24 protein-coding genes, 1 pseudogene and 2 riboswitches are annotated in these 25,133 nt (G+C 55.9%); of the genes and pseudogenes, 6 read left to right on the top strand and 19 right to left on the bottom strand.

Annotated elements, in window-relative coordinates:
• Window positions 1-49: 49 nt before the first annotated feature.
• Window positions 50-511 (bottom strand): phospholipase D-like domain-containing protein, encoded by a 462-nt coding sequence (locus tag ACT3XD_RS11490; protein ID WP_192538054.1) that lies wholly within the window; start codon window positions 509-511, stop codon window positions 50-52.
• A 76-nt stretch (window positions 512-587) separates the two neighbouring features.
• Window positions 588-866, bottom strand: a complete 279-nt coding sequence (locus tag ACT3XD_RS11485) for a hypothetical protein (RefSeq protein WP_192538053.1) — start codon at window positions 864-866, stop codon at window positions 588-590.
• 241 nt (window positions 867-1,107) lie between these two features.
• On the opposite strand from ACT3XD_RS11485, the gene ACT3XD_RS11480 reads away from it, so the two are divergent.
• Window positions 1,108-1,257 (top strand): phage integrase N-terminal SAM-like domain-containing protein, encoded by a 150-nt coding sequence (locus ACT3XD_RS11480; protein WP_192538052.1) that lies wholly within the window; start codon window positions 1,108-1,110, stop codon window positions 1,255-1,257.
• 61 nt (window positions 1,258-1,318) lie between these two features.
• Here ACT3XD_RS11480 and ACT3XD_RS11475 read toward each other — a convergent pair whose 3' ends face one another.
• Window positions 1,319-1,462 carry a hypothetical protein gene (locus ACT3XD_RS11475; RefSeq protein WP_225736144.1) on the bottom strand — a complete coding sequence of 48 codons (144 nt, stop codon included), beginning with the start codon at window positions 1,460-1,462 and terminating at the stop codon, window positions 1,319-1,321.
• Window positions 1,463-1,526: 64 nt separating this feature from the next.
• Complete coding sequence (locus tag ACT3XD_RS11470) at window positions 1,527-1,862, bottom strand: methyltransferase domain-containing protein (protein WP_225736143.1); 336 nt, start codon at window positions 1,860-1,862, stop codon at window positions 1,527-1,529.
• 129 nt (window positions 1,863-1,991) lie between these two features.
• A riboswitch (TPP riboswitch) is annotated at window positions 1,992-2,153 on the top strand.
• Between the two features lie 86 nt (window positions 2,154-2,239).
• Here ACT3XD_RS11470 and tenA point away from each other — a divergent pair.
• On the top strand, window positions 2,240-2,908 hold the full coding sequence (gene tenA, locus ACT3XD_RS11465) for a thiaminase II (protein WP_192538058.1): 669 nt from the start codon (window positions 2,240-2,242) through the stop codon (window positions 2,906-2,908).
• 18 nt (window positions 2,909-2,926) lie between these two features.
• Here tenA and ACT3XD_RS11460 read toward each other — a convergent pair whose 3' ends face one another.
• Genes ACT3XD_RS11460 through ACT3XD_RS11435 form a run of 6 tightly spaced genes read right to left on the bottom strand, consistent with a single transcriptional unit; the run spans window position 2,927 to window position 9,159 of the window.
• A complete protein-coding gene (locus ACT3XD_RS11460; protein ID WP_192538051.1) occupies window positions 2,927-3,940 on the bottom strand; it encodes an aromatic ring-hydroxylating oxygenase subunit alpha in 1,014 nt (337 codons plus the stop codon).
• Window positions 3,940-5,100: an ATP-grasp domain-containing protein gene (locus ACT3XD_RS11455; RefSeq protein ID WP_192538050.1), complete on the bottom strand. Its 1,161-nt coding sequence runs from the start codon at window positions 5,098-5,100 to the stop codon at window positions 3,940-3,942. Before ACT3XD_RS11455 ends, ACT3XD_RS11460 begins: the two co-directional genes overlap by 1 nt.
• Window positions 5,093-6,328, bottom strand: a complete 1,236-nt coding sequence (locus ACT3XD_RS11450; RefSeq protein ID WP_192538049.1) for a cell division protein FtsA — start codon at window positions 6,326-6,328, stop codon at window positions 5,093-5,095. The genes ACT3XD_RS11455 and ACT3XD_RS11450 overlap by 8 nt, the downstream gene beginning before the upstream one ends.
• Window positions 6,318-7,166 (bottom strand): MBL fold metallo-hydrolase, encoded by an 849-nt coding sequence (locus ACT3XD_RS11445; protein ID WP_192538048.1) that lies wholly within the window; start codon window positions 7,164-7,166, stop codon window positions 6,318-6,320. The genes ACT3XD_RS11450 and ACT3XD_RS11445 overlap by 11 nt, the downstream gene beginning before the upstream one ends.
• On the bottom strand, window positions 7,163-8,167 hold the full coding sequence (locus ACT3XD_RS11440) for an NAD-dependent epimerase/dehydratase family protein (RefSeq protein ID WP_192538047.1): 1,005 nt from the start codon (window positions 8,165-8,167) through the stop codon (window positions 7,163-7,165). Before ACT3XD_RS11440 ends, ACT3XD_RS11445 begins: the two co-directional genes overlap by 4 nt.
• A complete protein-coding gene (locus tag ACT3XD_RS11435; protein WP_192538046.1) occupies window positions 8,164-9,159 on the bottom strand; it encodes a 3-oxoacyl-[acyl-carrier-protein] synthase III C-terminal domain-containing protein in 996 nt (331 codons plus the stop codon). The genes ACT3XD_RS11440 and ACT3XD_RS11435 overlap by 4 nt, the downstream gene beginning before the upstream one ends.
• 151 nt (window positions 9,160-9,310) lie before the next feature.
• Window positions 9,311-9,424, top strand: a riboswitch (TPP riboswitch).
• 74 nt (window positions 9,425-9,498) lie between these two features.
• Here ACT3XD_RS11435 and thiC point away from each other — a divergent pair.
• Entirely contained in the window at window positions 9,499-11,409 is a 1,911-nt protein-coding gene (gene thiC / locus ACT3XD_RS11430) for a phosphomethylpyrimidine synthase ThiC (RefSeq protein WP_192538045.1), read from the top strand.
• 314 nt (window positions 11,410-11,723) lie between these two features.
• Window positions 11,724-13,442 carry a hypothetical protein gene (locus ACT3XD_RS11425; RefSeq protein WP_192538044.1) on the top strand — a complete coding sequence of 573 codons (1,719 nt, stop codon included), beginning with the start codon at window positions 11,724-11,726 and terminating at the stop codon, window positions 13,440-13,442.
• An 81-nt stretch (window positions 13,443-13,523) separates the two neighbouring features.
• Here ACT3XD_RS11425 and ACT3XD_RS11420 read toward each other — a convergent pair whose 3' ends face one another.
• The 5 genes and pseudogenes from ACT3XD_RS11420 to ACT3XD_RS11400 form a co-directional block, all read right to left on the bottom strand.
• Window positions 13,524-13,703 carry a CsbD family protein gene (locus tag ACT3XD_RS11420; protein WP_192538043.1) on the bottom strand — a complete coding sequence of 60 codons (180 nt, stop codon included), beginning with the start codon at window positions 13,701-13,703 and terminating at the stop codon, window positions 13,524-13,526.
• Between the two features lie 112 nt (window positions 13,704-13,815).
• Complete coding sequence (locus ACT3XD_RS11415; protein WP_192538042.1) at window positions 13,816-14,907, bottom strand: DUF2955 domain-containing protein; 1,092 nt, start codon at window positions 14,905-14,907, stop codon at window positions 13,816-13,818.
• A pseudogene (locus ACT3XD_RS11410) lies at window positions 14,897-15,958 on the bottom strand (HlyD family secretion protein). Before ACT3XD_RS11410 ends, ACT3XD_RS11415 begins: the two are co-directional and overlap by 11 nt.
• Window positions 15,959-16,176: 218 nt before the next feature.
• On the bottom strand, window positions 16,177-16,686 hold the full coding sequence (locus ACT3XD_RS11405; protein ID WP_018919026.1) for a porin family protein: 510 nt from the start codon (window positions 16,684-16,686) through the stop codon (window positions 16,177-16,179).
• 78 nt (window positions 16,687-16,764) lie between these two features.
• Window positions 16,765-17,685, bottom strand: a complete 921-nt coding sequence (locus ACT3XD_RS11400) for an EamA family transporter (protein WP_192538041.1) — start codon at window positions 17,683-17,685, stop codon at window positions 16,765-16,767.
• Between the two features lie 151 nt (window positions 17,686-17,836).
• On the opposite strand from ACT3XD_RS11400, the gene ACT3XD_RS11395 reads away from it, so the two are divergent.
• Window positions 17,837-19,021, top strand: a complete 1,185-nt coding sequence (locus ACT3XD_RS11395) for an acetate/propionate family kinase (protein WP_192538040.1) — start codon at window positions 17,837-17,839, stop codon at window positions 19,019-19,021.
• Entirely contained in the window at window positions 19,018-21,198 is a 2,181-nt protein-coding gene (pta, locus tag ACT3XD_RS11390; protein WP_192538039.1) for a phosphate acetyltransferase, read from the top strand. Before ACT3XD_RS11395 ends, pta begins: the two co-directional genes overlap by 4 nt.
• Before the next feature lie 141 nt (window positions 21,199-21,339).
• On the opposite strand, the gene cyoE is transcribed toward pta, so the two are convergent.
• From cyoE to cyoB, 4 genes are read right to left on the bottom strand one after another with little or no spacing between them, the layout of a single operon-like run.
• A complete protein-coding gene (gene cyoE / locus ACT3XD_RS11385; RefSeq protein WP_026285844.1) occupies window positions 21,340-22,263 on the bottom strand; it encodes a heme o synthase in 924 nt (307 codons plus the stop codon).
• Window positions 22,221-22,544, bottom strand: a complete 324-nt coding sequence (cyoD, locus tag ACT3XD_RS11380; RefSeq protein ID WP_192538038.1) for a cytochrome o ubiquinol oxidase subunit IV — start codon at window positions 22,542-22,544, stop codon at window positions 22,221-22,223. Before cyoD ends, cyoE begins: the two co-directional genes overlap by 43 nt.
• Window positions 22,541-23,155, bottom strand: coding sequence for a cytochrome o ubiquinol oxidase subunit III (gene cyoC / locus ACT3XD_RS11375; protein ID WP_018919032.1), 615 nt, complete (start codon window positions 23,153-23,155; stop codon window positions 22,541-22,543). Before cyoC ends, cyoD begins: the two co-directional genes overlap by 4 nt.
• Entirely contained in the window at window positions 23,155-25,131 is a 1,977-nt protein-coding gene (gene cyoB / locus ACT3XD_RS11370) for a cytochrome o ubiquinol oxidase subunit I (RefSeq protein WP_192538037.1), read from the bottom strand. The genes cyoC and cyoB overlap by 1 nt, the downstream gene beginning before the upstream one ends.
• Between the last annotated feature and the right edge of the window lie 2 nt (window positions 25,132-25,133).

The following is a 25,133-nucleotide window of genomic DNA, read 5'->3' as shown; positions in this document are numbered from 1 at the left end:
ACCGAAGCGGCACGCCCCGCGCGTCCGCCTTGCGTGATTGGTTAGAGCCTTATTGTAGTTGGCTCGCCAAATTATCTAGGTAAGTCTTAATCTCTGAATGAAAATCATCTTCAACAGTGCCTGAAATCTTAAGGCTAGCTTCGTCACTCGACACCAAGCCGCCCTCCGTGATGTTCGCTGACCCGACGATAGCAGTAAACTTCTTTCCAGTACGGAAATAGTAGATTTTTGAATGCAATGTTCTGGCATTTTGCTTCGTCATAAAATGCTGAACGGATGGCCATTTTTTGATCAGTTTCGCCGCACGTTTTTGTGTGTGAGCAACATTAGAGATAATAGATACTGAAAACTTTTTGCTGACGGCCTTCCGGATAGAAGGCTCCAGACGCCTCACACCCTCAATCTTCAACCAGCCAGAGCAGAGGACTGATTCCTCAGAGTTTTCGACCAACGAAGAAAGTAAACCCTGATGATTCTGATTTTCAGTGTTTAAATTTAGCTCAATAATCATAAAAAGCTCTAACGTTTGATTAAGGGGCTGGCTTTAGTCCGTCCCAGTGAGGGAAACGGGCGATTTGAACCATTTGTTAGGCGCGGTGAATGCTATTTGTTTTAAAGTCTGCGCTCATTATTAGCTTGCTCATTTCATTTGTCCGATCTTCCATTTCTTTTTTTGATTGGAGCTTTTCTCTATATACATACCTGTCAGGATTAACAGATATTGCTAGCTTGAAACCATCGCTACTCTCGGTGGTTTGGATGATTGCGGTGTTATTGATTATGTATGCTTTTTTGCTTTGTGTATCAACGGCGACGATATAGAAAGATCCATTCTTTTCTCGCTCTTCGAGATAGTCAAAATACATAGAAACTCCTTTTTTGATTAGCGCCTAACAGTGATTATATAGCCAGCGGCATAACCTCAATGAACGCGTCAGCGCGTTCATTGAGGTTATCTAGCCGCTCTGATCAAATCTACCTCATTGATTCTATTGCTAGCAAAGTAAATTTTGGCTTCCTATCCAAAATTCGCATGCTGGCACGATTTGTCATTCTCAATAATACTGTGCATAAACACATATAAAGATTAATACAAAGGGATACCCCATGAAGCCAATGGATAGGGTTCAGGCAACCTTGCGGGTAAAACGCTATAGCCTTCGTACTGAGAAGACATATTGCTATTGGATTCGCTTCTTCATTCGCTTTCAGGGAATAGGGCTCCATGCCGCGATGACGGGCGCTGAAGTGAGGTAATGCTTGGGATATTAAGCAATTAAGGCACGTGGCAACCCCCACATTCAATAAGGCGATTCAATTAAACCATTGGCTTTCGCAAAATCAGATCAAACCGATGCCAGTGGTGCGTTACCAGCCCGCCCTCACCTTCGCTTTCGCGAAAAAGCTCGACCTCCAAACCGTTGCAAAGGGCTTCTACTTCTTGTGTCGAATGAAAGCTCATTGTTGAATGCTTGGCCCACTCGTGCCGGTTACCGAAGAGGTGCCCGATAAATAAGCCTCCCGGCTCAAGCGCTGAAAGGATCATGTTCCATAACGCGGGAAAATGCGTAGGCTCGCAGAACGGTAGGCTTAGCCCCGCATGGATCAGGGCTGGGTAATTCAGCTTTCAGTGTTTCAACTCGCGCAATGGCGTTGGGCTCTTTGTCGATAGCCAACACCTTCCAACCCGACTTCAGCAGTAGCGCGGTTTCGATGCCGCCTCCGCAGCCTAAATCGATAGCATGGCCGTTGCCTTTGGGTAAGCATTCCTCCCCCAAAGCGCGTCGTAATAGCGGCGAGGTGGCTCGCATCTGATTGGCGCAATAGAAGGCTTCCCAACCCGTCTTGTTATCAGTAGTCAATGGCGGTACTTCCTGATTGCATTATGCTTTAATGATGAGTGTTGATAGACATAATCAATTCAAATTAACACGTAGCACCCTCCTCCGCTCTCTTGCATCTCCCCCACTCGCCTCCTACACTGCGCTGGATACTGCTTGACGGGGTGCCGGTGAATCCGGCTGAGATGGCGTAGGGCATGCTCTTTTAGAGCGCCAAGCGCTGGTCCCGCTGAACCTGATCCGGCTAATGCGCTGTTGCTTACATAAGTTTGCAGCGCGGGTACCGGCGTAGGGATCAAGCGATGGCGCCGGCTAGCTCTCTCATGATCGCAAGCCACCCTCCGCGCCATTTCCTCGATCTTTTCGCCTGCCCTTCGGATCACTACTCTGGAGGATGTATGGGTTACTGCTTTACCGATCTCACCACCGCTTGCCAGGACGACTGGCGCGCTTATATCGAGCACGACTTCGTGCAAAAGCTTGGCAACGCTACGCTGCCTGAAGCGTCATTTCGCCACTACCTGAAGCAGGATTACCTGTTTTTGATTCATTTCGCCCGTGCCTATGCCTTGGCCGCTTATAAAAGCCCCACCCTTGCCGACTTGCGCCAGGCTCATGAAGGTATGAAAGCCATCGTGGATGTGGAGCTTGGGCTGCATCTCGGCTTTTGCCGCGAATGGGGTATTTCGGAAGAGGAGCTTGCCGAGCTGCCCGAAGCGCGGGCGACCCTGGCCTATACCCGCTACGTGCTGGATACCGGCAATCGTGGTGATCTGCTCGACCTACACGTGGCGCTTGCGCCTTGCCTGGTGGGTTACGGTGAAATTGCCAACTGGCTCAACGCCCAGGGCACTACGGTGCGCGGTGGGGATAACGCGTATGACGCCTGGATTGCCATGTACGAAGGCGAGGAGTTTCAAGACGCAATGCGCGCCGAGCTTGAATGGCTGGACGCACGCTTGGCCGACGTCACCCCTGCTCGCTTTAATGAGCTCAGCAAAATTTTCCGCGATGCAACCCGTCTGGAAATCGACTTCTGGCAAATGGGGCTGACGCTGGCCGAATAGTCGCAACGCGTGCCCTCTTTAAAGCATTACCTTCACGGCCGGGTCTTCCCCTTTGGGCAGCGTCTCGCCCATCCAGAGGTGGTGCAAGCGAGTTTTCAGGATATCGCCTGGGCCTGAGATGAATTTTGGCTGACCAAAGTGACTCATCACCTCGTGCTGACGTTCCAGGGCTTTGCGGTCCTGGGCAACGACTGGGGCCAGAAACAGACGAATGGCAGCCTGTTTGAGCCAGCCAGGCGCCATTCCGTTAGGCGTTGAAAAACAGGCAAAGGGCGTAAAGGTGTCCTTGGTTGCCGGCGTAAAAATCGCCGTGACGCAGAGCGTCAGTTGCGTATCACCTTCCCAGCGCGCCTGCACCGTGGTGGGCGGGTAGTAGCGCGAGACGCTGTGCGAGCGGTCGCGCTCGAGAAACCGTGACATCAGGCCCGTATCAGGCTGGGTCTGCTCAATTTTCATATCTATTCCGTTGCCATGGCTGGTAACAATGAGTTCCACGGGCAAACGCTTATCACGGCGACGGATAAAGCCGTGATGCAGGTGATTGGTATGGAAGGGGTCCATCACGTTTTCGATGGCATCGAAGGCGCGCCCCCGCCAAGTGCCCTGCTGCCACCAGAAGTGATCCAGCGCCGGATTGCCTAGATCCGGTGGGAATGCTGGTTCAGCGGGCGCGGCATCCGAGAGCGCGACAAAAATCCCTCCATGACGCTCCAGTACCCGCAATGGCGTTGCCGCCAGGCGCGCATCGCAGGCGGTTTCGACCTGACATCCCGGCACCTCGGCGCAACGTCCATCGCGAGCAAAACGCCAGCCGTGGTAAGGGCATTCCAGTGTGCCATTCATCACACGCCCTTCGGATAGCGGGTAGTTGCGATGAGGGCAGCGGTCCACTAACGCCCCAACGCCCTCGTCAGTCCGAAAAAGAGCGATGGGCGTATCGCAGCACATTACCTTGCGCGCTTTTCCGCGCGGCATATCACGAGACAAGGCTACCAGATGCCACGCATCCAGCACCGCTTGGGGAAAGCTCATCAGGGCAGCTCCTCGCCGTTCCATTCCAGATCATGAGTGGTGGCGGCGTTGGTAGAGTGTTGGTGAAGAAGGCCGTTAAGCGCGAAGCCTGCCGCGTCGGCCAGGGCACCGACCAGTACCCAGCGGTCACCTGGGGAAGAGACCGCATCCCGGCCTGCCCGCAGGCAGCGCCACCAACGGGCCAAACGGGCATGGCGGAGCGCCGTAGGCAAGCCCAACAGCCACATGGCCGGGCCCAGGTAGCGTATGGTGGGCGGCGTATCGGGGGCCGGTATACCATCGCCCATCGCCCGGGCAAGGTGCCCTGCGCCGCCAAGCAGGTGTACACCGCTGGTTGCCCGCGGGTTGCATTCAAGTAGAAAGGGCCTCTCGTTGACATCAAAGATGGCATCGCAGGCGAACTGACCGTGCAGCCTGGCGCTGGCCGCCAACTGGATGGCCAGCGTGTGAAGCTTGGCATGGCGCGATGCGTCTAGCGGCTCAAACGCATAGCTGGCGCCGCCCGCCATTCGCCAGCGCGAGCAGTAAGCACTGAACGCTGTGAGTTGGCCATGATGGGCAACGGCGTAAAAGCAGGCCTCTTCGCCATGGATATACGCCTGAGCCATCCAAGGCTGTGCGGGGTCCAGGCACAACTGGGCAAAGCGAGCCGCCTTCGGGGCAATCAACGCTCGATCACCAAAGCGGCTAAAGCGTGGTTTAAACACCCATTCGTGGCAGGTCGTGCGATACGTCGCGAGCTGGTCGGCGCTCTCTATGGGCTGGCTTTCGGGTACCGGCAACCCCGCTTGCTGGCAGTGGCGTGCGAAGCAGAGCTTGTCGTGAAGCGTGCGTAATGTCTCGAGCGAAGGCGCCATTAGTCGGTCGCCCAGCCAGTCATGCAAACTGGGCGCCGCTAAATGGAACACCTCTTCGCAAGTGGGTATCACCAGCTCAATACGGTACTCCTCGACCAGCGCCCTCACCCACTGACGAAACGCACCGCCCTGCTGCCGAGGCGCGGGATGACGATGTAGCCGGACGGGCAGCGTCGAACAGCGTGCCATTCGCGCGGCGGCGCTGTCCGCCAGGTGCACCTCCCAGCCAGCAGCGGAAAAATCACGAGCAAGCTCAAGCGCCGCCACCGAGCGCGCGCCGGTAATCAACACCTGCCTAGCCATGATGGCTGACTACGCGGCGACGTTTGGGGCCTTGCCAGCCCGTCAGGTCACGCACCACTTCAACCGGCACCGGCAATTGGCACTTACTGATAAGCGTGGCGCTGGCACGCTCGGCGTCGCGGGCCAGGCAGTGGGGCGAGAGATGCAACACCACGCGCTCAAACCGGGCCTCCGCCTGCCAGAGTGCATCACCACCCAGTGCACTCTCCATTGCGGCGACTACCTGAGGCGGCGTTACGGTGCATTGGGCGAAGCGCCATACGTCGCTCACTCGCCCTTGGGGCGGGTAAATGATGCGTCCGGCAAATCCGCAGGGGCAGGAGGAGGCGCCAAGCTCTATATAGTCATCGCCGCGTACACGCACAATGGGCTGACTGACCCGGCGCAGATCGGTAATGATCGGCCGATAGCCCGGCGTGCCGGGCACCGGTTCAAGCTCGATGATCAGCGAATGATCATTGAGATGCAGATGACCATGGGCACACTCGGCACCCAAAAAACCTTCGGTGGCTTGATAGATCGATCGCGATGCACACCCCAGCCGCGTGGTGATGGCGTCGCGTTCGGCCTCTCCCATTGGCTCGCTGCCCACAAACAGATGGCGCAATGTCGGCAGGTTCATGCCCGCCTCTGCCAGTGCGGCCAGGCGATGAGGCGGCGCAATCAAAATCGTGGGTGCAAACGCCTCCAGCGCGCTGCGCGTCTGCTCGTTTGAGTCGTTCAATGGGAAATGACCAAAGACGAAGCGCTTGCGCTGAACATCACTGTAGAGAGCGTTGCTGGCGCGCAGATGCAGGGCCAACCGCTGGCGGGCCAGCAGCGCGCGAGCGGGCAGCAGCCGCGCCAGGCTCTGGCCCAAATAGTCGGCACGCTCTTTGGAAGTGGCCAAAAAGAGCCCGCGGGCAGCACCGCTGCTACCGGTCGACCAGCCGGCTGAAAGCGACCCCGTTGCCAGGCCCTGCTCGGCGGCATCCGCCATGGCATGCAGCGTTTTCGTGCTCAGGCCAAGACTGTTCCAGGCGCCGTAGTCAGCGCGCAGAGCGGCTATTTCGGTAATCGGGACCGCTTCCCACGGCCCCCAGGCAACCGCCGCCAGCGCAGGAGTGCGCGCCAGCACCGGCTGTAGTTGCCTCCATTGGCGAGCACGCCGCGCCTCCAGCTGGCTAGACGAAAAACGCAGTGCCCGGCGGGTGCGCATCCAGGCGGCAGCCAGTTGGTCAACGCGCATGGGACTCTCGAAAGCGTTGCGCACTCTCGGCACAATGCGAGGGCAGAATGGTAAGTTCAGTGTTGTGCTCGGCGGCAGCGCATAGCTTGGCAAGGGTAGCCCGATAGCAGCGAGTGTTCCCCAACAGCGCGGTGGTCAGCCGTGGCGGCGGGCGGCGCTCATGAATCGACTTGCCGAGCCACACGGCATCGGCGGCTAGCAGTATGAGCTGATCCTGCGTGGTGCGCAGCGCCAGCCCCCAATGCCCCACACAGTGCCCAGGCAGCTCGACGGCCAACAGGCTTCCATCGCCAAGAATATCGCGCCCCTCACTGAAGGGTGCAAAGCCACTGGGCAGCGTGACCGCGGGGGCTTCTTCAAAAAAACGGGCGTTGGCATCAGCGGCCTGAGGCACCAGCGCGGGAAGCAACCCCTGACGCACCCGTTTGAAACGCCCGGGCGCGCGCAGCTCGGTCAATCCAGCGCGGGCGCAGTAGATGGGCCGCTCGGCCAAGTGGCGCATGCCGGCAACGTGGTCGCCGTGAAAGTGCGAAATAATGGTCGCAGTAATATCGCTATCGTTGATGCCATGGGCGGCAAGCCAGGTATGCCAGGCGTGTTCCGCGCCCACCTCAACTGGCGTCGCCCAGCGGTAGAAGCGTTCCGGGAAAGGGGTCGTCGCCTCCAGAAATGCAGGGTCGTAGCCGGTATCGAACAGCAACAACCCGCGGGTGGGATGTTCAATCACGCCTACTAGCGCGGGAAAATCCACCGGGTTGAAACGCCCGCCGGAGAGCGTTGCGGCTTCGGGGTGGCGGCAAAGGCCACGCGCCAGCCACCGAAAACCAACGCGAATCATGAAGCCTCCTGCAAAGCTAGCTGCTGCGCTTGCGCCAGCAATGTGGCCATGGCATCAAAGCGTGGCTGATAGCCCAACAGGTGTCGGGCGGGCGCCAGGTCAAAGGTTTGCGAATAGGCAAGGGTGGCCAACTTGTAGCGAGTCAACATCGGTTCGTGTTCGGCGCGGGTCAGCATTCCCCACTGCTCCTGAAGCACGGCCATCGTACGGGCTAGCCCTACCGGTAATGAAATGAACCGTGGGGATTTGCCCAGTGCCCTGGCCAGCCGATAAGCCACGTCATGCACCGTAACGGGCTGGCCACCGGAAATATTGATCGCCTGCCCGGCAAGTTGTGGCGTGCGGGCTTCGGCTTCACAAATTGCCCATGCCGCATCGCGCAGGTCGGTCAGCTCGATCAGCGCTCGCCCTCCTCTGGGTAGCGGCACTCGCGAGCGCCCGGCCAGTTCGGCAAGTTTGGGGAGAATCACGCGATCCCCTGGGCCGACCAACGCGCGGGGGCGAATGGCACAACAATGCAGAGCGTCGCGCCGCGGCGCCAGAACGAGCCGTTCGGCGGCAAGTTTGGTGCGCGCGTAGTGATTGAGTGGCGGCTTCGCGGGCTGGCTCTGCTCGTCAATCAGAAGGCGGTCGCGGTAGGCGGCAAAAATCGACGGCGAAGAGACCAGCACAAAGCGTAACGCGCCGCTCTGCGCCGCAGCGTTGAGTAACTGTTCGGTCATTGTCACGTTGTGGCGCTCAAAGGCTTTTTTCGGCCCCCAGCTGGCTGACAAGGCAGCGGCATGAACGATGCTATCCATGCCTGCCACAAACTGCGCCAGATCGGTTTGCGGGTGTGTCAAATCCGCCGCGATAAACTCAGCCCCAAGTGCCGTCAATACCTCGCCTGCGGCGTGTGAGCGCCCGGTTGCGCGAACTTCGTGCCCGCGCAATAGCGCCTCACGGGCCAATGCCATGCCAAGCCCACCAGTGGCTCCAGTGATCAAGAGACGCCGACTCATACGCGCAGCACCATAGCGCTGGCGCTTATGCCTGCCGCCGTGCCCAGCAGTAAAAGATAATCACCCCGCTTGACCGCACCAGTGGTCAGCGCATGCGCAAGCACAGTGGGAATAGAGGCAGCAATCTGGTTGCCGGTGGTGGCAAAGATATTGATCACACGCTCACTGCGCGGTGCAAATAGCCGCCGCACATGCTCGACGCCCGGCGCGCTAGCTTGATGGCAGACCACACAGCTCAGCTCGTCGCGGGTGATATTAGCCTGCGCCAGGGCTTTATCGATGACGCCAGGTAGCGTCTTGGCAGATGCCTTGAAAATTCCGAAGGCATCCATTTTGAAGTAAGCACCTTCCTTCAACGCCTCGAAGCCCTCTTCGATGCGCAGCCTGGTGCCGCCCGCGCGTAGCTGGGCAAGGCCATGGTGTGCCCCATAGGTGACCGATGCACTTCCATATAGCCCCTGCTGCTGATCGTCGCTTGCTTCGATCGCCAACGCCGCTGCGCCATCGCCAAAAATAGCGCGCGTTTTGGGATCATTGGGGTTTAACCCCGCCGAGGCGATATCGCTGGCGAACAGGAGTATCCGCTTCCAGCGCCCACAGGCAATGCCCATAGCAGCCACGTCCAGCGCGGCTATAAAGGAGAGGCAGGTCTGATTGACATCGAAACTGGGTACGCCAGAGTACCCAAGACCAAGATGATACTGCACCAGAGCGGCCGTAGAGGGAATGGGCTGCTCCATCACACCACACCCGCCGATGATCACATCAGGCAGCTTTTCACCCCACCCTGCCTTAGCCAGTGCCTCTCGGGCTGCGCTGGCTGCCATCATAGAGGTAGTTTCATCACTGCCAGCGACGTGGCGAACAGCAATGCCAAACTGGCGCTCGGTCCAGCCGGGAGCAAAGCCCTGCTCATGATCAAGGGTAAGGGAGGTAAGTTGATATTTGGGTCGGTAACTACCCCATCCCACAATGGCAAAATCGCTAGTCATCGGTTTCCGTCTACTCAGTTCGCTGACCTACTTTAAACCGTACTTTCGTCTAAAAGCGACAAAGCTACTCATAAAATTAGCCCGCACTAAATGACTTGATTCCATCTCAGTGCTGAACCAAACTGCTTTTAGCGCAGCCTGTGGCTGTGCGTAACGCTTGACGGGGTGCCGGTAACGCCGGCTGAGATGGTGCCGATTCAATAGCACTGATCCCGTTGAACCTGATCTGGTTAGGACCAGCGTAGGGATCAAGCGACATGCAGATATTACAGGCAAATATCGTTCTGCCCCTGTCTCTCCCCGCTTGTCCTCCCTACTCGCTCTATAGGGAGAACACTCATGGCTAAAACGACTCACTTTCTTGCCGAAACCGCCGAGGTAGATGCTGCGGCTATTACTCCGCTGCCCGGCTCGCGCAAGATGTATCTTGAAGGCTCACGCCCGGATATCCGCGTGCCGTTTCGTGAAATCACGTTATCGCCCACCAAGACCACCGGCATTGATGAGGAAAACCCGCCGCTGCTGGTGTATGACACTTCCGGCCCCTACACCGACCCCGCAGCACAGATCGACCTGCGCCAGGGCCTGCCAGAACTTCGCCGGGCGTGGATTGAGGAACGCGGGGATACCGAATTTCTGGAGGGGCTGTCATCGGAGTACGGCAAGCGCCGCGCCAACGACCCGACCCTTGCCCAACTGCGCTTCGATTTAAAACGCACGCCGCGCCGGGCACTCTCTACAAAGGACGGGCGGCCTGGGAATGTCACCCAGTTGCACTACGCCCGCCAGGGCATCGTCACCCCGGAAATGGAATTTATCGCCCTGCGCGAGAACCAGCGCCGCCAAGCGCTGGGCGATGCCGAGGTGGAGCGAATCTTGGGCCACCAGCATCGCGGCCAGAGCTTCGGCGCCAGTATTCCGGAGGAGATTACGCCAGAGTTTGTGCGCGATGAAGTCGCTCGCGGCCGGGCGATTATCCCCAACAACATCAACCATCCGGAAAGTGAGCCGATGATTATTGGGCGTAACTTCCTGGTCAAGATCAACGGTAACCTGGGCAACTCGGCGGTCACCTCGTCGATTGAAGAGGAAGTCGACAAGATGACCTGGGGCATCCGTTGGGGCGCAGATACCATCATGGATCTCTCCACCGGACAAAACATTCACGAAACCCGCGAGTGGATTATTCGCAATTCGCCGGTGCCGATTGGTACGGTGCCGATCTATCAGGCGCTGGAGAAGGTTAACGGCGTGGCTGAGAACCTGACCTGGGAGGTGTTTCGCGATACGCTGATCGAGCAGGCTGAACAAGGCGTGGATTACTTCACCATTCATGCGGGCGTGTTATTGCGCTATGTGCCGCTGACCGCTAACCGGGTAACCGGTATTGTCAGCCGAGGCGGCTCGATTATGGCCAAGTGGTGCTTGTTCCACCATCAAGAGAGCTTTCTTTACACCCACTTCGAGGAGATCTGCGAGATCTGCAAGCAGTACGATGTGGCGTTCTCACTGGGTGACGGCCTGCGCCCCGGCTCGATTGCCGATGCCAACGACGAAGCGCAAATGGCAGAGCTGAAAACCTTGGGCGAGCTGACCCATATTGCCTGGAAGCACGATGTGCAGGTAATGATTGAAGGCCCTGGCCATGTGCCCATGCACTTGGTAAAAGAGAACATGGATAAGCAGCTTGAGTACTGCGATGAAGCACCCTTCTACACGCTTGGGCCGCTGGTCACTGATATCGCACCGGGCTACGACCATATTACCTCGGGCATTGGGGCTGCGATGATCGGCTGGTTTGGCTGCGCAATGCTCTGCTACGTCACCCCAAAAGAGCACCTCGGCCTACCCAACAAGGATGATGTAAAAACCGGCATTATCACCTACAAGATTGCCGCCCACGCGGCGGACTTGGCCAAGGGCCACCCGGCGTCCCAGCGGCGCGATAACGCGCTCTCCAAGGCGCGCTTTGAGTTTCGCTGGGAAGATCAGTTCAACCTGGGGCTGGACCCGGACACCGCGCGTGAATTTCACGATGAAACCCTGCCCAAGGATTCGGCGAAGGTCGCGCACTTCTGCTCCATGTGCGGGCCCAAGTTCTGCTCGATGAAAATTAGCCAGGAAGTCCGTGATACCTACCGCGACCGCACGCCGGACAGCGCAAGCGACGCGGAGTCAGTTAAGCGCGGCATGGAGGAACAGGCGGAGAAGTTTCGCCAGGAAGGCAGCAAGCTGTACCAGGAAGTATAAGATAGCGGTGTTATTGACATCATAGCGTTTGAATATGGCTCTTGGGATTCAAAAATCTCAAGGGCCATTTTTATGTTTACTTATAACAAGCGTAATAACGGCACGCTTTTTAATTCTTAACGCCGACCAACATGATCTGAGTCAGCGGTTAATGAATTAGTTAAGTAAGTATTAAAATTACGGCTAAGAAATATTTTTACACACTCAACCTAAAGATAATTTAGTAACACTCGTGTATGGTTCTCATTTTCATGGGTTCTGTTCGTAATGGCGAACCTAAAATTAAAACCTGTCATACACAAGACGGATTTCAGATGAAGACCAAACTTTCGATAGCGATTACTCTTGCTTTGATCAGTGCAGGCCTGATCAGCGGCTGCAGCGATGATAACGAGCCAGCAGCTACAGATTCACATCAGGAAGCACCGAAAAACAATGCGGCTCCCATGCTGAAATATATTCCGGCTGATTCGCCCTACTTCATGGCATCGCGTGAAACGCTATCGGAACAGGAAGCCTTTGCTATCTATCAGAGCACTCAGCCCATGACTTCCTTTGAGTCTGACCTTGATGAAATGCGCGCTGCATTGCCTCATGTTCAAGACGATGACGTTCTATATACATTCATGACGCTAGCCATCGCCTTGGGTGAAGAGCTGATCGGTGTAGAGTCAATTGAAGATGTCCATGCGCTCGGCATGAAAATGAGTCCCCAGGCTGCGCTTTATGGGTTGGGCATCTTGCCTGTCTTGCGCATGGAGCTGCAGGATGAAGGAGCTTTCCGCACCACGCTGCAGCGCGTCCTGACGAAAGCCGATATTACCCTGAGCAAGGCAACTACCAATGATACCGAATACTGGGTTCTGACGCCTGAAGGCCAACTCAAGATAATTCTGGTCATTAAGGACCAGCAGCTGATCGTATCGGTAGTACCGGAAAATGCCAGTGATGAGCTACTAGACCAAGTGCTCGGAAAAACACTACCTGACAGCAATATTGACGATACCAACGCATTGGCAGAGCTGGAACAGCGCTATGATTTCACACCTTACGGTGCTGGACTACTCTCCTCTTCACGCCTGCTGGATGAACTGAGCACACCTACACATCCTGGTACGCTGGCGCTGATGGAAGCGGTTGATGAAGAGCCGCTGAATCTGTCTGGCTGCCAAGCCGATATTGACCGTCTCACCGGCCGTTTCCCTGGGTTAGCAATGGGCATAAGCGAGTATAATACTGATCGCGTGGAGACGAATTTCATCCTGAGAACCGATGAGGGAATTGTCAGCGACCTGCGTGGCCTGACCACCCAGGTGCCGGGGCTTGGCAGTTCTGCAGGCATGGCCAACTTTGGGTTGAATTTGGACCTTCCTGTGCTTATCGAGACCATCCAAAAATATGCACGGGAATTGCGTGAAACCCCCTTCAGCTGTGATGAGCTACAGGACTTGAACAACTCCTGGAGAGATATCAGCATGGCGATCAACAACCCAATTACCATGATGATTGGTCCGTCGCTTTCGGGTTTCCATGCGCGTCTTGATAATCTAAAAATGGTGAATGGCGAGCCTGTCATTGCCGGCATGCTGACTCTTGCTTCTCAAAATCCGATGGGTTTGTTATCCACCATCAGTACCTTCATGCCAGAACTACAGGCTCTTGAGCTAGCACCTGGCGGAGAACCCCAGAAAATAGAAAGCATGATGTTGCCGCCAGAAGCACCGGCGATTTATGCCGCTATGTCTGATACCGCCATCGTACTGGGTGCTGGTATCAGCGACCAAGCGCTTCTCCAGGAAGGGCTTGATGCTCCTGTTTCCGAACGTGACTTATTGGCCTATGGGTATCTGACGGGTGAGTTTTACCGTTCACTGGCCGATATAATGGAAAAGTCGCCATCACCGGAAGTATCACAGTCTGATATCGAGCTGTTTAGGCAGTATGGCAATACTTTCGAGAATATGGAGTACTGGATGGAAGTGGGTGATGCGGGCGTTGAAATGAGCTTCTCTGTAGAACTCGTTTCTCCGTAAAGCTTAAACGCGTAGATAGTTCAAAAAACAAACAGGGGCCAATGGCCCCTGTTGTCGACGTATTATGCTAACACGGTAAAATTACTTTTTCTTGAGGTTCTCCTTAACCTCACCTTTACCTTTTTGAGCTTCGCCTTTAGCCTGCTGCGTTTTGCCCTTGGCCTCGGTTTTTTCGCTGCCGGTCACTTTACCAGCGGCTTCTTTAACTTTACCAGCGGCCTTGTTAGCTGCGCCTTTTGCTTTATCGTCTTTTCCACTCATGACATAAACCTCTAATCCGTTAGTAGGGAAATACGCTGCGTGCGAGGAGACATTCATTTGTCTTTAACATCGCAGTTGCATTATCAGAGTAGTCTTTTTAAAAAAAGTTGCCTCAATTTGTTATAGATATTTTTGTGGGTGCCCAGCTATTAAGCAAAGCATGTAAACATGCCATAACCAAAAGCGTTGCCACCAGCGCCACGCTCATCGAAGAAAAGCGGTATAGCGCGCTATATACCAGGTCCTGGTTAGGCCCGAGCGACTGCCCAAACAAAATGCCAAGCGTAGTAAGCCCGCCAAACCCGATGCCCGAGCCGCCGCCTTCCTTGATATGCTCGCGGCCGAACAGCAAGAGCCCCAGCCAGTAAAGCAGGATAGCCAGCAGGAAGTGATTGCTCTGGGTATACAGTAAAAGCTGCATGACCAGCGCCAGATTACAGCCCAGCAACGTACCGATGGCACGCTTGCGCGCAGATACCCGGGCCCCCGCATAGCCCATGGCAAACAGCACTAGAATGGTCGCCATCTGTGCCGAAAGTGATCCTTGCAGGTCAAACACCTGAAACACGATGAACGAGAGCGTGGCGGTAATCCCGCCGATCAGCGTCTCGTGGCGTATCTGCGCCTGGGGCTTGCTGGCCCTTGGCGGCGGCTCGCGGGGTTCCACGTCGGGAAACAGTGTATGCATCAGCATGGCGATGAACACGGCCAGTACGCTTGCCACAACGTTGGAGGCAAGCAGATCGCTTAAATCGACGCTTGGGTAGCTTGCGAAATGCAGCAGGATACTCAGGGTAAGCACGCCGTTGGCGCCAAACAAAAACAGCGGACCCTTGGCCATCAGGTTGAAGCGAAACAGGAACATGCACAGCACTACCAGTGTCATGACCACCGGCATGTGCTTGAGCAGGCCCATCACTACGCTGACTTCCAACGCATTAAGCGAGACGTTGGCCAGAAACTGGCGAATGATGCTGGCGTTCAGAATGGGCACCATGCCCAGTAGAAACATCGGAAATACGGTAAAGAAGACCCCATAGTTCCAGCCCATGACCTGGCTTACGACGAAACCTAGCGCGCCGCCGCCCGCTACGCGCAGGCATTGGCGCAGGCCGTTTTCGTTTAGCCCAGGATGAGCGTGAGCCTTCGGCGCAGGCTTGGTTTTAGTAAATCTGATCTTAGCAAACCGCGTCTTAATAGACATAGTGTAGCCAGCTGATCAGATGCGTCTGTAGCCAGGCAAACGGGTGGGCCAACAGATGCTCGCCGGGCAGCAGTTGAACTGTGGCGCGTGCACCGCTGGGGGGCGGCGCCAATAACGGCTCGTTCAGGGCAATATGAACACGCAGGCGCTGAGCGTCGCGCACCCAGCGATCAGACGTCGGAATATCCGCCAGCTACCCGTCGGCGGCCAGTTGGCCTTCGCGTACCCCAGCATCAAAGGCGCTTACCCGGCCTTCAAAGATATGCCCAGGCCAGGCGTCAAACACTACGGCAGCCTCGTCGCCAGGCTGCACATGGCGCAGGCTCTTCTCGCGGAAGTCGGCGATGATATCCACACGCTGGCTGACCAGGGCAATGACCGGCTGGCCCGCCTGCACGTAGTCACCCGCACGTAGCTGCAGATTGGTAACCTGGCCTGTCTCTACCGCGCGTACCTCGGTGCGGGCAACGTCAAGCTGGGCTCTGTCCAGCGCGATATCCGCCTGGCGCAGCCGCAGGTTGGTGTCGCCCTCTTCGCCCAGCTGGACTTCCAGGCTTTCGATTTTGGCCTGCGCGGATGCCACTTCCGCCTGGGCGGTATGTTCGGCGGCTATCTGCTGATCGTACTGCTGCCGAGAAATACTCTGCCGCCCGATCAGCGCTTCCCCACGGCGGCGCTCACCTGCACGCTCTTCAGCGGTTGCCTGGGCAGACGCTAACATGGCGCGTGCGGCGGCAAGTTCCGCTTCAAGCTGAGTGTTTTCGCGCTGGGCCTGCTCTCGCTCAAGCCTTGCCTGCTCTAACGCGATCTCAAAGGGTTCGGGGTTGAGGCGAAACAGCACATCGCCCTTGGCGACCTGTTGATGATCGCGAACCACTACTTCACTGACCGGCGCGCTAAGCTCCGGGGCAATGCGCGTGACCGGGCGCATGACCCGCGCTTCAGGTGTCATGGGCATAAAGCTGTCGGCCACCAGAAAGTAGGCGAATAAAAGGGCAAAAGCAGCCAGCGCCACTTTTACCCAGAGGGCAAAGCGTTGATCAGGGGACATGGGGTATTAACTCGCTATTTCTCGCCGCCGTTGACAGGCCGCTTGCGCGTCTACTCGCGCAGGTATCGTTGAATACCTTAGTCTAACAAACAATTAGCAAGCTAACAATAAAGCGACTATCTTCCTGTTAAGAGGCTAGCCGCTTAACGCTACAGATATAAAAAGCCCCAAGACCAAATGGCCTTGGGGCTTGAGTACATTAACGCTGTTAAGCGCTATTAGAACCGGTAGCGTAAACCAATGCTGGCAGCATCAAAATCGTAGTTGGACTTATCCAGATAGCGCATGTAATCAGCGTTGATCGATAAGTTATTGGCTACATCAATCTCGCCGCCCGCACCATAAGAGAAGCCGCTTTCACGATCGAGGTTAAAATCCACCTCGGTCATACCTACCAAGCCATACAGACGTGCGGTGGGCGCAATAGGGGCGATACCTTTTGCGTAGGCACCTACCAGGTAATCGAGTTCGGCGCCGCCATCGGAGCCGCCCGTACCCAAGTGACCTTCAAGAGCAAAATAATCGTTAAACTGAGCGCCACCGCGTAAGCGTAGACCTACGCTATCGCGCGAGGAGCCGCGGTCAGGATCCAGACTCCAAGCCATGGCGTCGCCGCCAATATAACCTTCCGGGTAACCAAACGCTTGCTGTGCCTGTGCCGATGCCGCGAATGCACTCGTGCCAACCAGGAGTGCTGCAGAGGTGAGTGATAATACGGTCATCTTCATAGTCATTGAACCTCAGTTAAAAAACAGTGTTTCCTTACACCTGCGTATTGTGGCCGATGTGCAAAGAGAACGCAACGTTTAGCGCTGTTTGGAAAGACTAAGCGCGACAATACCACTCACCACCACCGCTCCACCCACCAGCTGGCTTGGGCTAAGCATCTGCCCGAGGACAAAATAGCCGATCACTAACGATGCAACGGGTTCGATATTCATCACCGGGGCATTGCGTGCCATATCCAGGCGCGGCACGAAAATAAACAGCGTTGAAAACCCGCCTGCATAGAGCAGCGCCAGAAACACCAGACCCAGCCAGCCCTGGCTATTTTCAGGTAGGCTCATCCCGCCCGGCACCGCGCCTAAAATTCCGCCAATGATCATGGCGAAAAATACCGTTTGCATGGTTAACAGGCTTCGCAGGGTGCTGCCCACCTGACTTAAGCGATGCTCGGTAATCCATAACGCACAGGCGAACACGAAGGCGGCGACCAAGCCAAAGCCAATCCCGGCCACCCATTCAGGCCCCATTGCATCGGCATTGGAAAGCCAGGTAGGAATATCCAGCACCACGACAAGCCCGATTAATATCGTTCCCATGATGATACAGCTACGCAGCGTAGGCCGCGCCCCCCCCAATGCCCAGCTCAACAGCGCTAACTGAATAGGAAAGGTATTCACCAGCAGTAAAGCAATCACCACCGGCAACCGTGCCACGGCAGAATAGAGGCTTAGGCTTTGAATGGTAATAAGCACGCCCACGGCCAACTGCCAGCGCCATGTTCCGGATGGCAACCAGAGGCGTTTTTTCTGCACCAGTACCAGAGTAAACAGAATCACACAGGCCAACCCCGAACGGGTTAACACGGCCAGCAGCAAACCCGTCCCGTTATCAAAAGCTAACCGTGCCGACACATGGTTAGCAGCAAACATGGTGCCAACCGTAATCATTAACAGGATGGCCAGATGGCGAGGCAACGGGGTGGGTAGCGACGATGCGGACATAGGTACCAAAGCTCAGAATAAGTGGGGCTAAATAGCCAAACATGCCTGTATTTTACATAGAAGGCTAAACAAATACCCTCTGTTAGTGATGCCGCTTGCCGCGTATTAAACTTAGGTCCAAACTTCAGCTTTCTTCTTGGTGGATATTTTTATGAATGCACCGGTGCTGGTCATTAACTGTGGTTCTTCCTCGATTAAATACGCGCTGATCGACTCAGACCCGAATGCGCCGCGTCTGGCCGGGCTGGCCGAGCGTCTGGGCAGTGCCGATGCCTGCTTAAAAGGTAAGAATAGTGCCGGTGAGCGCTTTGACCAGCCACTGCCCAATGCCCACCATACGCAAGTGTTAAACGCTATTTTAGAGCGCCTGGAAGGACGTATCCCTGCGGCCATCGGCCACCGCATTGTTCATGGTGGCGAACAGTTCACTCAGGCCGCGTTGATTGATGAGAGCGTAGTCAGCGCCATTCAAAGCACTGCGGCTCTGGCCCCTTTGCATAATCCTGCCAATCTGGCCGGGATCGCCGCTACCCAAAAGGTGTTTCCCGAGCTGCCTCAGGTGGCGGTATTCGACACCGCGTTTCATCAAAGTCTGCCGCCCACGGCTTACCGCTACGCCCTGCCGGAAAGTCTGTACGCCCAGCACGGTATTCGCCGCTACGGTTTTCATGGTACCAGCCACGCGTTTGTCAGCCAGCGTGCGGCCACGCTTAGTGAACGCGGCGCTGGCGGCTGGCTAACCGCTCATCTGGGCAACGGCTGCTCGACCTGCGCGATATGGAACAATCAGAGTAAAGACACCAGCATGGGGCTCACACCGCTGGAGGGCTTGGTGATGGGCACCCGCAGTGGCGATGTCGACCCGGGGCTGCACGCGCATTTGCACCGCCAACTGGGCTGGTCGCTGGAGCAAATTGATGACGTGTTGAACAAGCAAAGCGGGCTGCTGGGCCTCTCTGGACTGACCAATGATATGCGCGAAGTTGAGGAAGCCGCAGAAAACGGCCATGAAGGCGCCCTGCTGGCACTGAACGTTTTCTGCTATCGCATTGCCAAATCACTGGCCGCGCTTTCCTGTGCGCTACCTAGGCTGGACGGGGTCATTTTTACCGGTGGTATCGGTGAGAACTCCCCCACTGTGCGCCGCCAGGTAATCGGCCTCTTGCCCCACTTTGGCTTTGCCCTAAATGAGGAGAGCAACGCAGCGATGATACGCGGAAAAGAAGGCAAACTGGACAGCGAGAATCATGCAGGACCTGAAGTATGGGTCATTCCTACCGATGAGGAAGGCCGTATCGCGATGGAAACACGCCAGTGTGTGGAGGCTCAAGCATGACTACCCCTGCCCAACCTCAAGCCATCCTGTTAGTGCCCACCAGCGTAGGCGCCGGCTTAACCTCGGCCTGTTTAGGATTAATTCAGGCACTCGACACCATCGGCCTAAAAGCCGGCTTTTTAAAACCATTTATGCAAAACGAGCTGAATGGGCCCGGCCTTGATCGTTCAACCGCACTGGTATCGCGTACCTTAAACCAGCGCCCACCCTCGCCTATCTCTCAATCCAGACTGGAACGCTTGCTGCGCGATGACCAGATTGATGAGCTGATGGAAAACGTGGTGGAGCTTTATGATCAGGTAGTACAGCAGGCCGAGCGCGATAACAACGCCCTGGACTTGGTTGTGGTAGAAGGCGTGGTGCCGACCCAACATACCACCTATGCCACCCAGACTAACGCCCAGCTGGCACATGCACTCAATGCGCGCATTATTCTGGTCGGTACGGGCGATTTACACGACCCCCAAGCGCTTGCTGACGAGCTTGATATGCATGCGCGCAGCTTCGGGGGAGTTAGCTCCAGCCGCACGCTGGGCTGCATTTTAATGCGTATGAAAAATCTGCCCTATGGGCAGGAAGATGATCTTTCAGCAGCCCCCGGCACCATCAAGCCTCAGCTTGAAGAACCCGTACTTGCCGAGCTGCGTCGCTACTCGCCGTCGCTTGCCACCGAAAGCTTCCATTTAATTGGCATCGTGCCGCAAAGCAAAACGTTGACTGCGCCGCGTACACTGGATGTGGCCCGTGCGCTTAATGCCACACTATTGAATGAAGGCGAAGCCGCCAGTCGGCGGGTAATGTCGACCAGTCTGTGCGCCCGTAGCGCAGCCAATGCGCTGCATATCTTTACCCCGGGAAGTTTAGTGGTGGCTTCAGGCGACCGTGATGACGTTGTATTGGCTTCGGCACTTGCCACCATGAACGGCACCCAGCTGGCGGGCGTACTGCTGACCAACGGCTTTTTGCCCAATGACAACATGATTGAGATGTGCACGCCGGCTCTAAAAACCGGACTTCCGGTGTTGGCCGTGGAAACCGATAGTCTGACCACCGCCCAACATCTGAGCCAGCTAAGCAGCGAAATTCCCATTGATGACTTCGGGCGGGCTGAACAGGTCGCACGCTATGTAGCCGCGCATATGGATCTGGAGTGGCTTAAAACCACCTTAAGCAACAGCTATATACAGCGTCTGTCGCCTTCAGCATTCCGCCATCAGTTGGTTAAGCAGGCCCAGCAAGCTCAAAAGCGCATTGTACTGCCGGAAGGAGATGAGCCACGCACGGTGGAAGCCGCGATTATTTGCCAGCGGCGCGGCATTGCCAACTGCGTACTGCTAGGCAGCCGCGAAAAAATTGAAAATGTCGCTCGCAACCGTGGTCTAACGCTGCCGGACACTCTCATGATCATCGATCCGGAAAGCACGCGGGCAAACTATATCGGGCCGATGGTAGAGCGCCGACGTGGCAAGCTCAACGAGCTTACCGCTGAAGCCCAGCTTCAGGATAACGTGGTGCTGGGTACCATGATGCTACAGCTCGATGAGGTGAATGGATTGGTATCCGGCGCCATTCATACCACGGCCAATACGGTGCGCCCGGCGTTTCAGCTGATTAAGACCGCGCCTGAATATAACCAGGTATCGTCGATCTTCTTTATGCTGCTGCCCGAACAGGTAGTGGTATATGGCGATTGTGCGGTGAACCCGGACCCGGATGCTGAAACGCTTGCCGAAATCGCCCTGCAAAGTGCTCGCTCAGCAGAAGCGTTTGGTATCGAGCCGCGCGTAGCCATGATCAGCTACTCAACCGGCGACTCGGGCACAGGTGCGGATGTGGATAAAGTGCGTGAAGCCACTCGCATTGCCAAAGAGCGTGCCCCGCACTTATTGATCGATGGCCCACTTCAGTACGATGCTGCCGCCATTGAAAGCGTGGGTAAGCAAAAAGCGCCCGACTCGCCCGTAGCAGGCCGTGCCACCGTGTTTGTATTCCCCGATCTGAATACCGGCAATACAACCTACAAAGCGGTGCAGCGTAGCGCTCGCGTCGTCAGCGTGGGGCCCATGCTTCAGGGGTTGAACAAGCCGGTGAATGATCTTTCACGCGGCGCTCTGGTAGATGACATTGTCTACACCATCGCGCTGACCGCCATTCAGGCAAGTCAGCGGGAAGCGTAACCTCGTCATCGCACCTTATACGCTAACGTGGGTGCGATCACTGGGAAGCTAGGTTCAAGGCAAGAAAAAGCCCCGGCCAGCTGAGCTGACCGGGGCTTTTTTCCTTCAACCACTTAGCAACCACTTAGCGACATGGATCAATCACGTCCACATGGGTACCATGGATTCCAGCACAATCACCAGGCTCATCGCGGTGATGGTCAAAATCGATACGCCAAATACGCGTTTGGCCCAGCGTACGTCATCATCCAGACGGTAGCCGCAGATGGCCAAGTAGAGCCAGTAGCCCCCCATGGTCAGTGCGACACACAGGTAGCCAGTACCTGCCTGGCTCGCCAGTACCAAGGCTAACGAGGCGGGAATAAACGCCAAGATGTAGCCAAGGATATGATGCTTTGCGCGCTTGATACCGTGAACAACAGGCAGAACGGGAATCGAAGCGCGCTGGTAATCGGCATAGCGGAAAATCGCAATAGCGTAGGAGTGCGGCATCTGCCAGAGGCAGAAGATCAGCAGCAGAACAATCGCCCCACTGTCAAAAGTACCCGTCACCGCGCAGTATCCCACCACTGGCGGCATAGCGCCTGAAAGGCTGCCTACCACGGTGCCGTATTCAGAGTTACGCTTCATATAGAGGCTATACACCCCTACATACACGCCCCATCCAATCACGGCCAAGGCCACCGTCAATCCATTGGTGCCTAATGCCAGGCAGACCACACCACTGATACCCAGCAGCGCCGACAAACCCAATGCTTGAGTGATAGAGACGCTTCCCCTAACCAGAGGACGATGGCGCGTGCGCGCCATCAGTGCATCAATATCCCGATCAATCACGTTGTTACACGCACATCCTGAGGCGATCACTAATGCGATCCCCAACATGACCGAAGCAAACGTCACCAGATCGAATTCACCGTGCGCGGCTAGAAAGTAGCCGCCAAGGGCGGCAATCAGATTGCCGCCGATGATTCCTGGCTTGGTTAGCTCAAGCAGATCGTGCCACCGATTGGGCATGCTGGTTAGCCGATCATCATGTTGAGATGTAGATGCTGCATGATCCACAGCGAACCTCCTACCACTAGGCCGAGAATCAGCACCGTGAAGACGAAGGAAAGCATGTTCCAGCCCTCTTCAGTCTTGAAGTCCAAATGCATGAACATCACAAGCTGAACCAGAACCTGCAAGACGGCAGTTACAACGATGATTCCCACGTTCACAGGCAAGCTGAACGAACCCAGCATAACGGCGCCAAATGGAATGACAGTCAGGACCAACGACAGCACAAGACCCGTTACATAGGACTTTACGGTGCCGTGACCGGACGGTTGGCTAGAAGAACTCATACCAGCACTCCCATCAAGTAGACGAAGGAGAATACACAGATCCAGACGATATCCAGGAAGTGCCAGAACAGGCTCAAGCACAGGATACGCGGACGCGTTTTATCATTCAGACCCTTGGTCGACAGCTGAACCAGCATGACCAGAATCCAGATCATACCGAAGGTCACGTGCAGACCGTGTGTGCCTACCAGTGTAAAGAACGCTGACAGGAAGGCGCTACGATCTGGGCCGAAACCTTCATGGATCAGGTGATGGAATTCATAGATTTCCATGCCTAGGAACATCAGGCCCAGCACGAACGTAATGCCCAGCCACATTTTCACCTGACCGACACGATTGGCGTTCATCGCCAGAACGCCCATGCCGAAGGTGAAACTACTGATCAGCAGAGCAAAGGTGCCGAACAGAATCAAAGGTAGTTCAAAAATATCCGCGCCGGTCGGCCCGCCTGCCGTGCCCTTCATGAGCACGGCGTAGGTGGCGAATAGTGTTCCGAAGATCACTAAGTCGCTCATTAGGTAGACCCAGAAACCAAATACCTTGGTAGGACCGGCATCGTGGTGCTCATGCTCTTCAGCATGGGCATCGTGATGTAGGGATTCAGTAGCCATTACGCCTGGGCCTCCACACGTTGTTGATGAGCACGTTCGATTCGCTCGACCTCTGCAGCAGGTACGTAGTAATCGATATCGTCGTTAGATACCCGCATCAGGAAGCTCACCAGCATGCCGATCGCACCGAACCCAGCCAGCCACCAGATATGCCATACCATGGCGAAACCAAAAATCATCGCAAACACACTGATGATAGGGCCGGCCACCGTGTTTCTCGGCATATGGATATCGGTATAAGGCGCATCATCCAACTGCTCGTTGCCACGCTGCTTTTGCGACCAGAAGCTGTCGATATCACCAACGACGGGCAGGCGGGCAAAGTTGTAGAACGCGGGCGGGGAAGAAGCAGCCCACTCCAACGTACGACCATCCCATGGGTCGCCGGTCACATCAGCATACTTATCGCGGTTACGCACGCTTACGTAGAACTGAATAAGCGTACAAGCGATACCCGCAGCGATCAGCAATGCACCGATCAAGGCAACGATAAACCAGGGCTGCCATTCAGCGTTCGGGTATGAGTTCATGCGGCGCGCTGCACCGTAGAAGCTCAGAACATACAGCGGCATGAACGCGACGTAGAAACCGATTATCCAGCACCAGAAGGAACGCTTGCCCCACTTCTCGTCCAGCGTGAAGCCGAAGGCTTTCGGGAACCAGTAGGTCAGACCCGCCATCATGCCGAAGACCACGCCACCAACGATAACGTTATGGAAGTGAGCAATAACGAACAGACTGTTGTGCAGTACAAAGTTCGCTGCCGGCAGTGCCAGCATTACGCCGGTCATACCACCAATCGTAAAGGTGATGATGAAGCCCAGGGTCCAAAGTACCGGTGACGTCAGTTCCAGACGACCACGGAAGATAGTGAACAGCCAGTTAAACACTTTCACACCGGTCGGGATCGCGATGATCATCGTCATGATGCCGAAGAAGGCATTGACGTTGGCGCCTGCACCCATGGTGAAGAAGTGGTGCAACCAAACGATGAACGACAGCACGGTAATGGCAATTGTTGCCCACACCATGGTGTGGTAACCGAACAGACGCTTGCGAGCAAAGGTGGCAATAACTTCTGAGAACACGCCGAACGCTGGCAGAATCAGAATATAAACCTCAGGGTGACCCCACGCCCAGATAAGGTTGACGTACATCATTACGTTGCCGCCCATATCGTTCGTGAAGAAGTTCATCCCCAGGTAACGATCCAGCGTCAGCATCGCAATAGTAGCGGTCAAAATCGGGAAAGAGGCAATGATCAGTACGTTGGCGCACAGCGACGTCCAGGTAAAGATCGGCATGCGGAACAGGGTCATGCCCTTGGTACGCATTTTCAGAATAGTAACGAAGAAGTTGATACCGGTTAACGTGGTACCTATCCCGGATATCTGCAACGCCCATATCCAGTAATCGACCCCGACCCCGGGACTGTACTCTATCCCCGATAACGGCGCGTAAGCCAACCACCCTGTGGTCGCAAACTCACCCACGAACAGAGAAACGTTGATCAGCAGAGCCGACACAGCGAACAGCCAGAAACTCAGGTTGTTAAGGAACGGGAACGCAACATCGCGCGCACCGATCTGTAACGGAACAACCAAGTTCATCAGGCCGATAACCATGGGCATCGCCACGAAGAAGATCATGATAACGCCGTGGGCGGTAAAGATCTGGTCGTAGTGATCAGGCGGCAGAATGCCTGCCGAGCCACCCGCTGCTACCGCCTGCTGTACACGCATCATCAGGGCATCAGCAAAGCCACGCAGCAGCATGATCAGCGCCACGATGAAATACATGATACCAAGCTTTTTATGGTCGACTGAGGTGAACCACTCGTTCCATAGCCAGCCCCACTTACGGAAATAGGTCAACGCGCCCAACAACGCCGCGCCGCCTAGAATCCCCACGAGACCCGCTATCACCAGAATGGGCTCGTGATAAGGAATTGCTTCTAGGGTTAATTTACCGAACACGG

Origin of the sequence: Halomonas sp. AOP7-B1-5, from assembly GCF_052353045.1 — a bacterium.
GTDB classification, from domain to species: Bacteria; Pseudomonadota; Gammaproteobacteria; order Pseudomonadales; family Halomonadaceae; genus Vreelandella; species Vreelandella colorata.
The sequence above is the reverse complement of the archived record's forward strand: the minus strand, read 5'-3'. Positions and strand labels throughout refer to the sequence as shown.

Excerpts from the sequence above, each read along its gene's own strand:
- ACT3XD_RS11440 (WP_192538047.1), bottom strand. The coding sequence starts at position 8,167 with ATGAGTCGGCGTCTCTTGATCACTGGAGCCACTGGTGGGCTTGGCATG.
- ACT3XD_RS11425 (WP_192538044.1), top strand. The coding sequence starts at position 11,724 with ATGAAGACCAAACTTTCGATAGCGATTACTCTTGCTTTGATCAGTGCA.
- ACT3XD_RS11455 (WP_192538050.1), bottom strand. The coding sequence starts at position 5,100 with ATGGCTAGGCAGGTGTTGATTACCGGCGCGCGCTCGGTGGCGGCGCTT.
- ACT3XD_RS11395 (WP_192538040.1), top strand. The coding sequence starts at position 17,837 with ATGAATGCACCGGTGCTGGTCATTAACTGTGGTTCTTCCTCGATTAAA.
- ACT3XD_RS11480 (WP_192538052.1), top strand. The coding sequence starts at position 1,108 with ATGAAGCCAATGGATAGGGTTCAGGCAACCTTGCGGGTAAAACGCTAT.
- ACT3XD_RS11405 (WP_018919026.1), bottom strand. The coding sequence starts at position 16,686 with ATGAAGATGACCGTATTATCACTCACCTCTGCAGCACTCCTGGTTGGC.
- ACT3XD_RS11475 (WP_225736144.1), bottom strand. The coding sequence starts at position 1,462 with ATGAGCTTTCATTCGACACAAGAAGTAGAAGCCCTTTGCAACGGTTTG.
- pta (WP_192538039.1), top strand. The coding sequence starts at position 19,018 with ATGACTACCCCTGCCCAACCTCAAGCCATCCTGTTAGTGCCCACCAGC.
- cyoC (WP_018919032.1), bottom strand. The coding sequence starts at position 23,155 with ATGGCTACTGAATCCCTACATCACGATGCCCATGCTGAAGAGCATGAG.
- ACT3XD_RS11490 (WP_192538054.1), bottom strand. The coding sequence starts at position 511 with ATGATTATTGAGCTAAATTTAAACACTGAAAATCAGAATCATCAGGGT.
- ACT3XD_RS11460 (WP_192538051.1), bottom strand. The coding sequence starts at position 3,940 with ATGAGCTTTCCCCAAGCGGTGCTGGATGCGTGGCATCTGGTAGCCTTG.
- ACT3XD_RS11400 (WP_192538041.1), bottom strand. The coding sequence starts at position 17,685 with ATGTCCGCATCGTCGCTACCCACCCCGTTGCCTCGCCATCTGGCCATC.
- tenA (WP_192538058.1), top strand. The coding sequence starts at position 2,240 with ATGGGTTACTGCTTTACCGATCTCACCACCGCTTGCCAGGACGACTGG.
- cyoD (WP_192538038.1), bottom strand. The coding sequence starts at position 22,544 with ATGAGTTCTTCTAGCCAACCGTCCGGTCACGGCACCGTAAAGTCCTAT.
- ACT3XD_RS11445 (WP_192538048.1), bottom strand. The coding sequence starts at position 7,166 with ATGATTCGCGTTGGTTTTCGGTGGCTGGCGCGTGGCCTTTGCCGCCAC.
- ACT3XD_RS11485 (WP_192538053.1), bottom strand. The coding sequence starts at position 866 with ATGTATTTTGACTATCTCGAAGAGCGAGAAAAGAATGGATCTTTCTAT.
- ACT3XD_RS11435 (WP_192538046.1), bottom strand. The coding sequence starts at position 9,159 with ATGACTAGCGATTTTGCCATTGTGGGATGGGGTAGTTACCGACCCAAA.
- ACT3XD_RS11415 (WP_192538042.1), bottom strand. The coding sequence starts at position 14,907 with ATGTCTATTAAGACGCGGTTTGCTAAGATCAGATTTACTAAAACCAAG.
- thiC (WP_192538045.1), top strand. The coding sequence starts at position 9,499 with ATGGCTAAAACGACTCACTTTCTTGCCGAAACCGCCGAGGTAGATGCT.
- ACT3XD_RS11420 (WP_192538043.1), bottom strand. The coding sequence starts at position 13,703 with ATGAGTGGAAAAGACGATAAAGCAAAAGGCGCAGCTAACAAGGCCGCT.
- ACT3XD_RS11450 (WP_192538049.1), bottom strand. The coding sequence starts at position 6,328 with ATGCGCGTTGACCAACTGGCTGCCGCCTGGATGCGCACCCGCCGGGCA.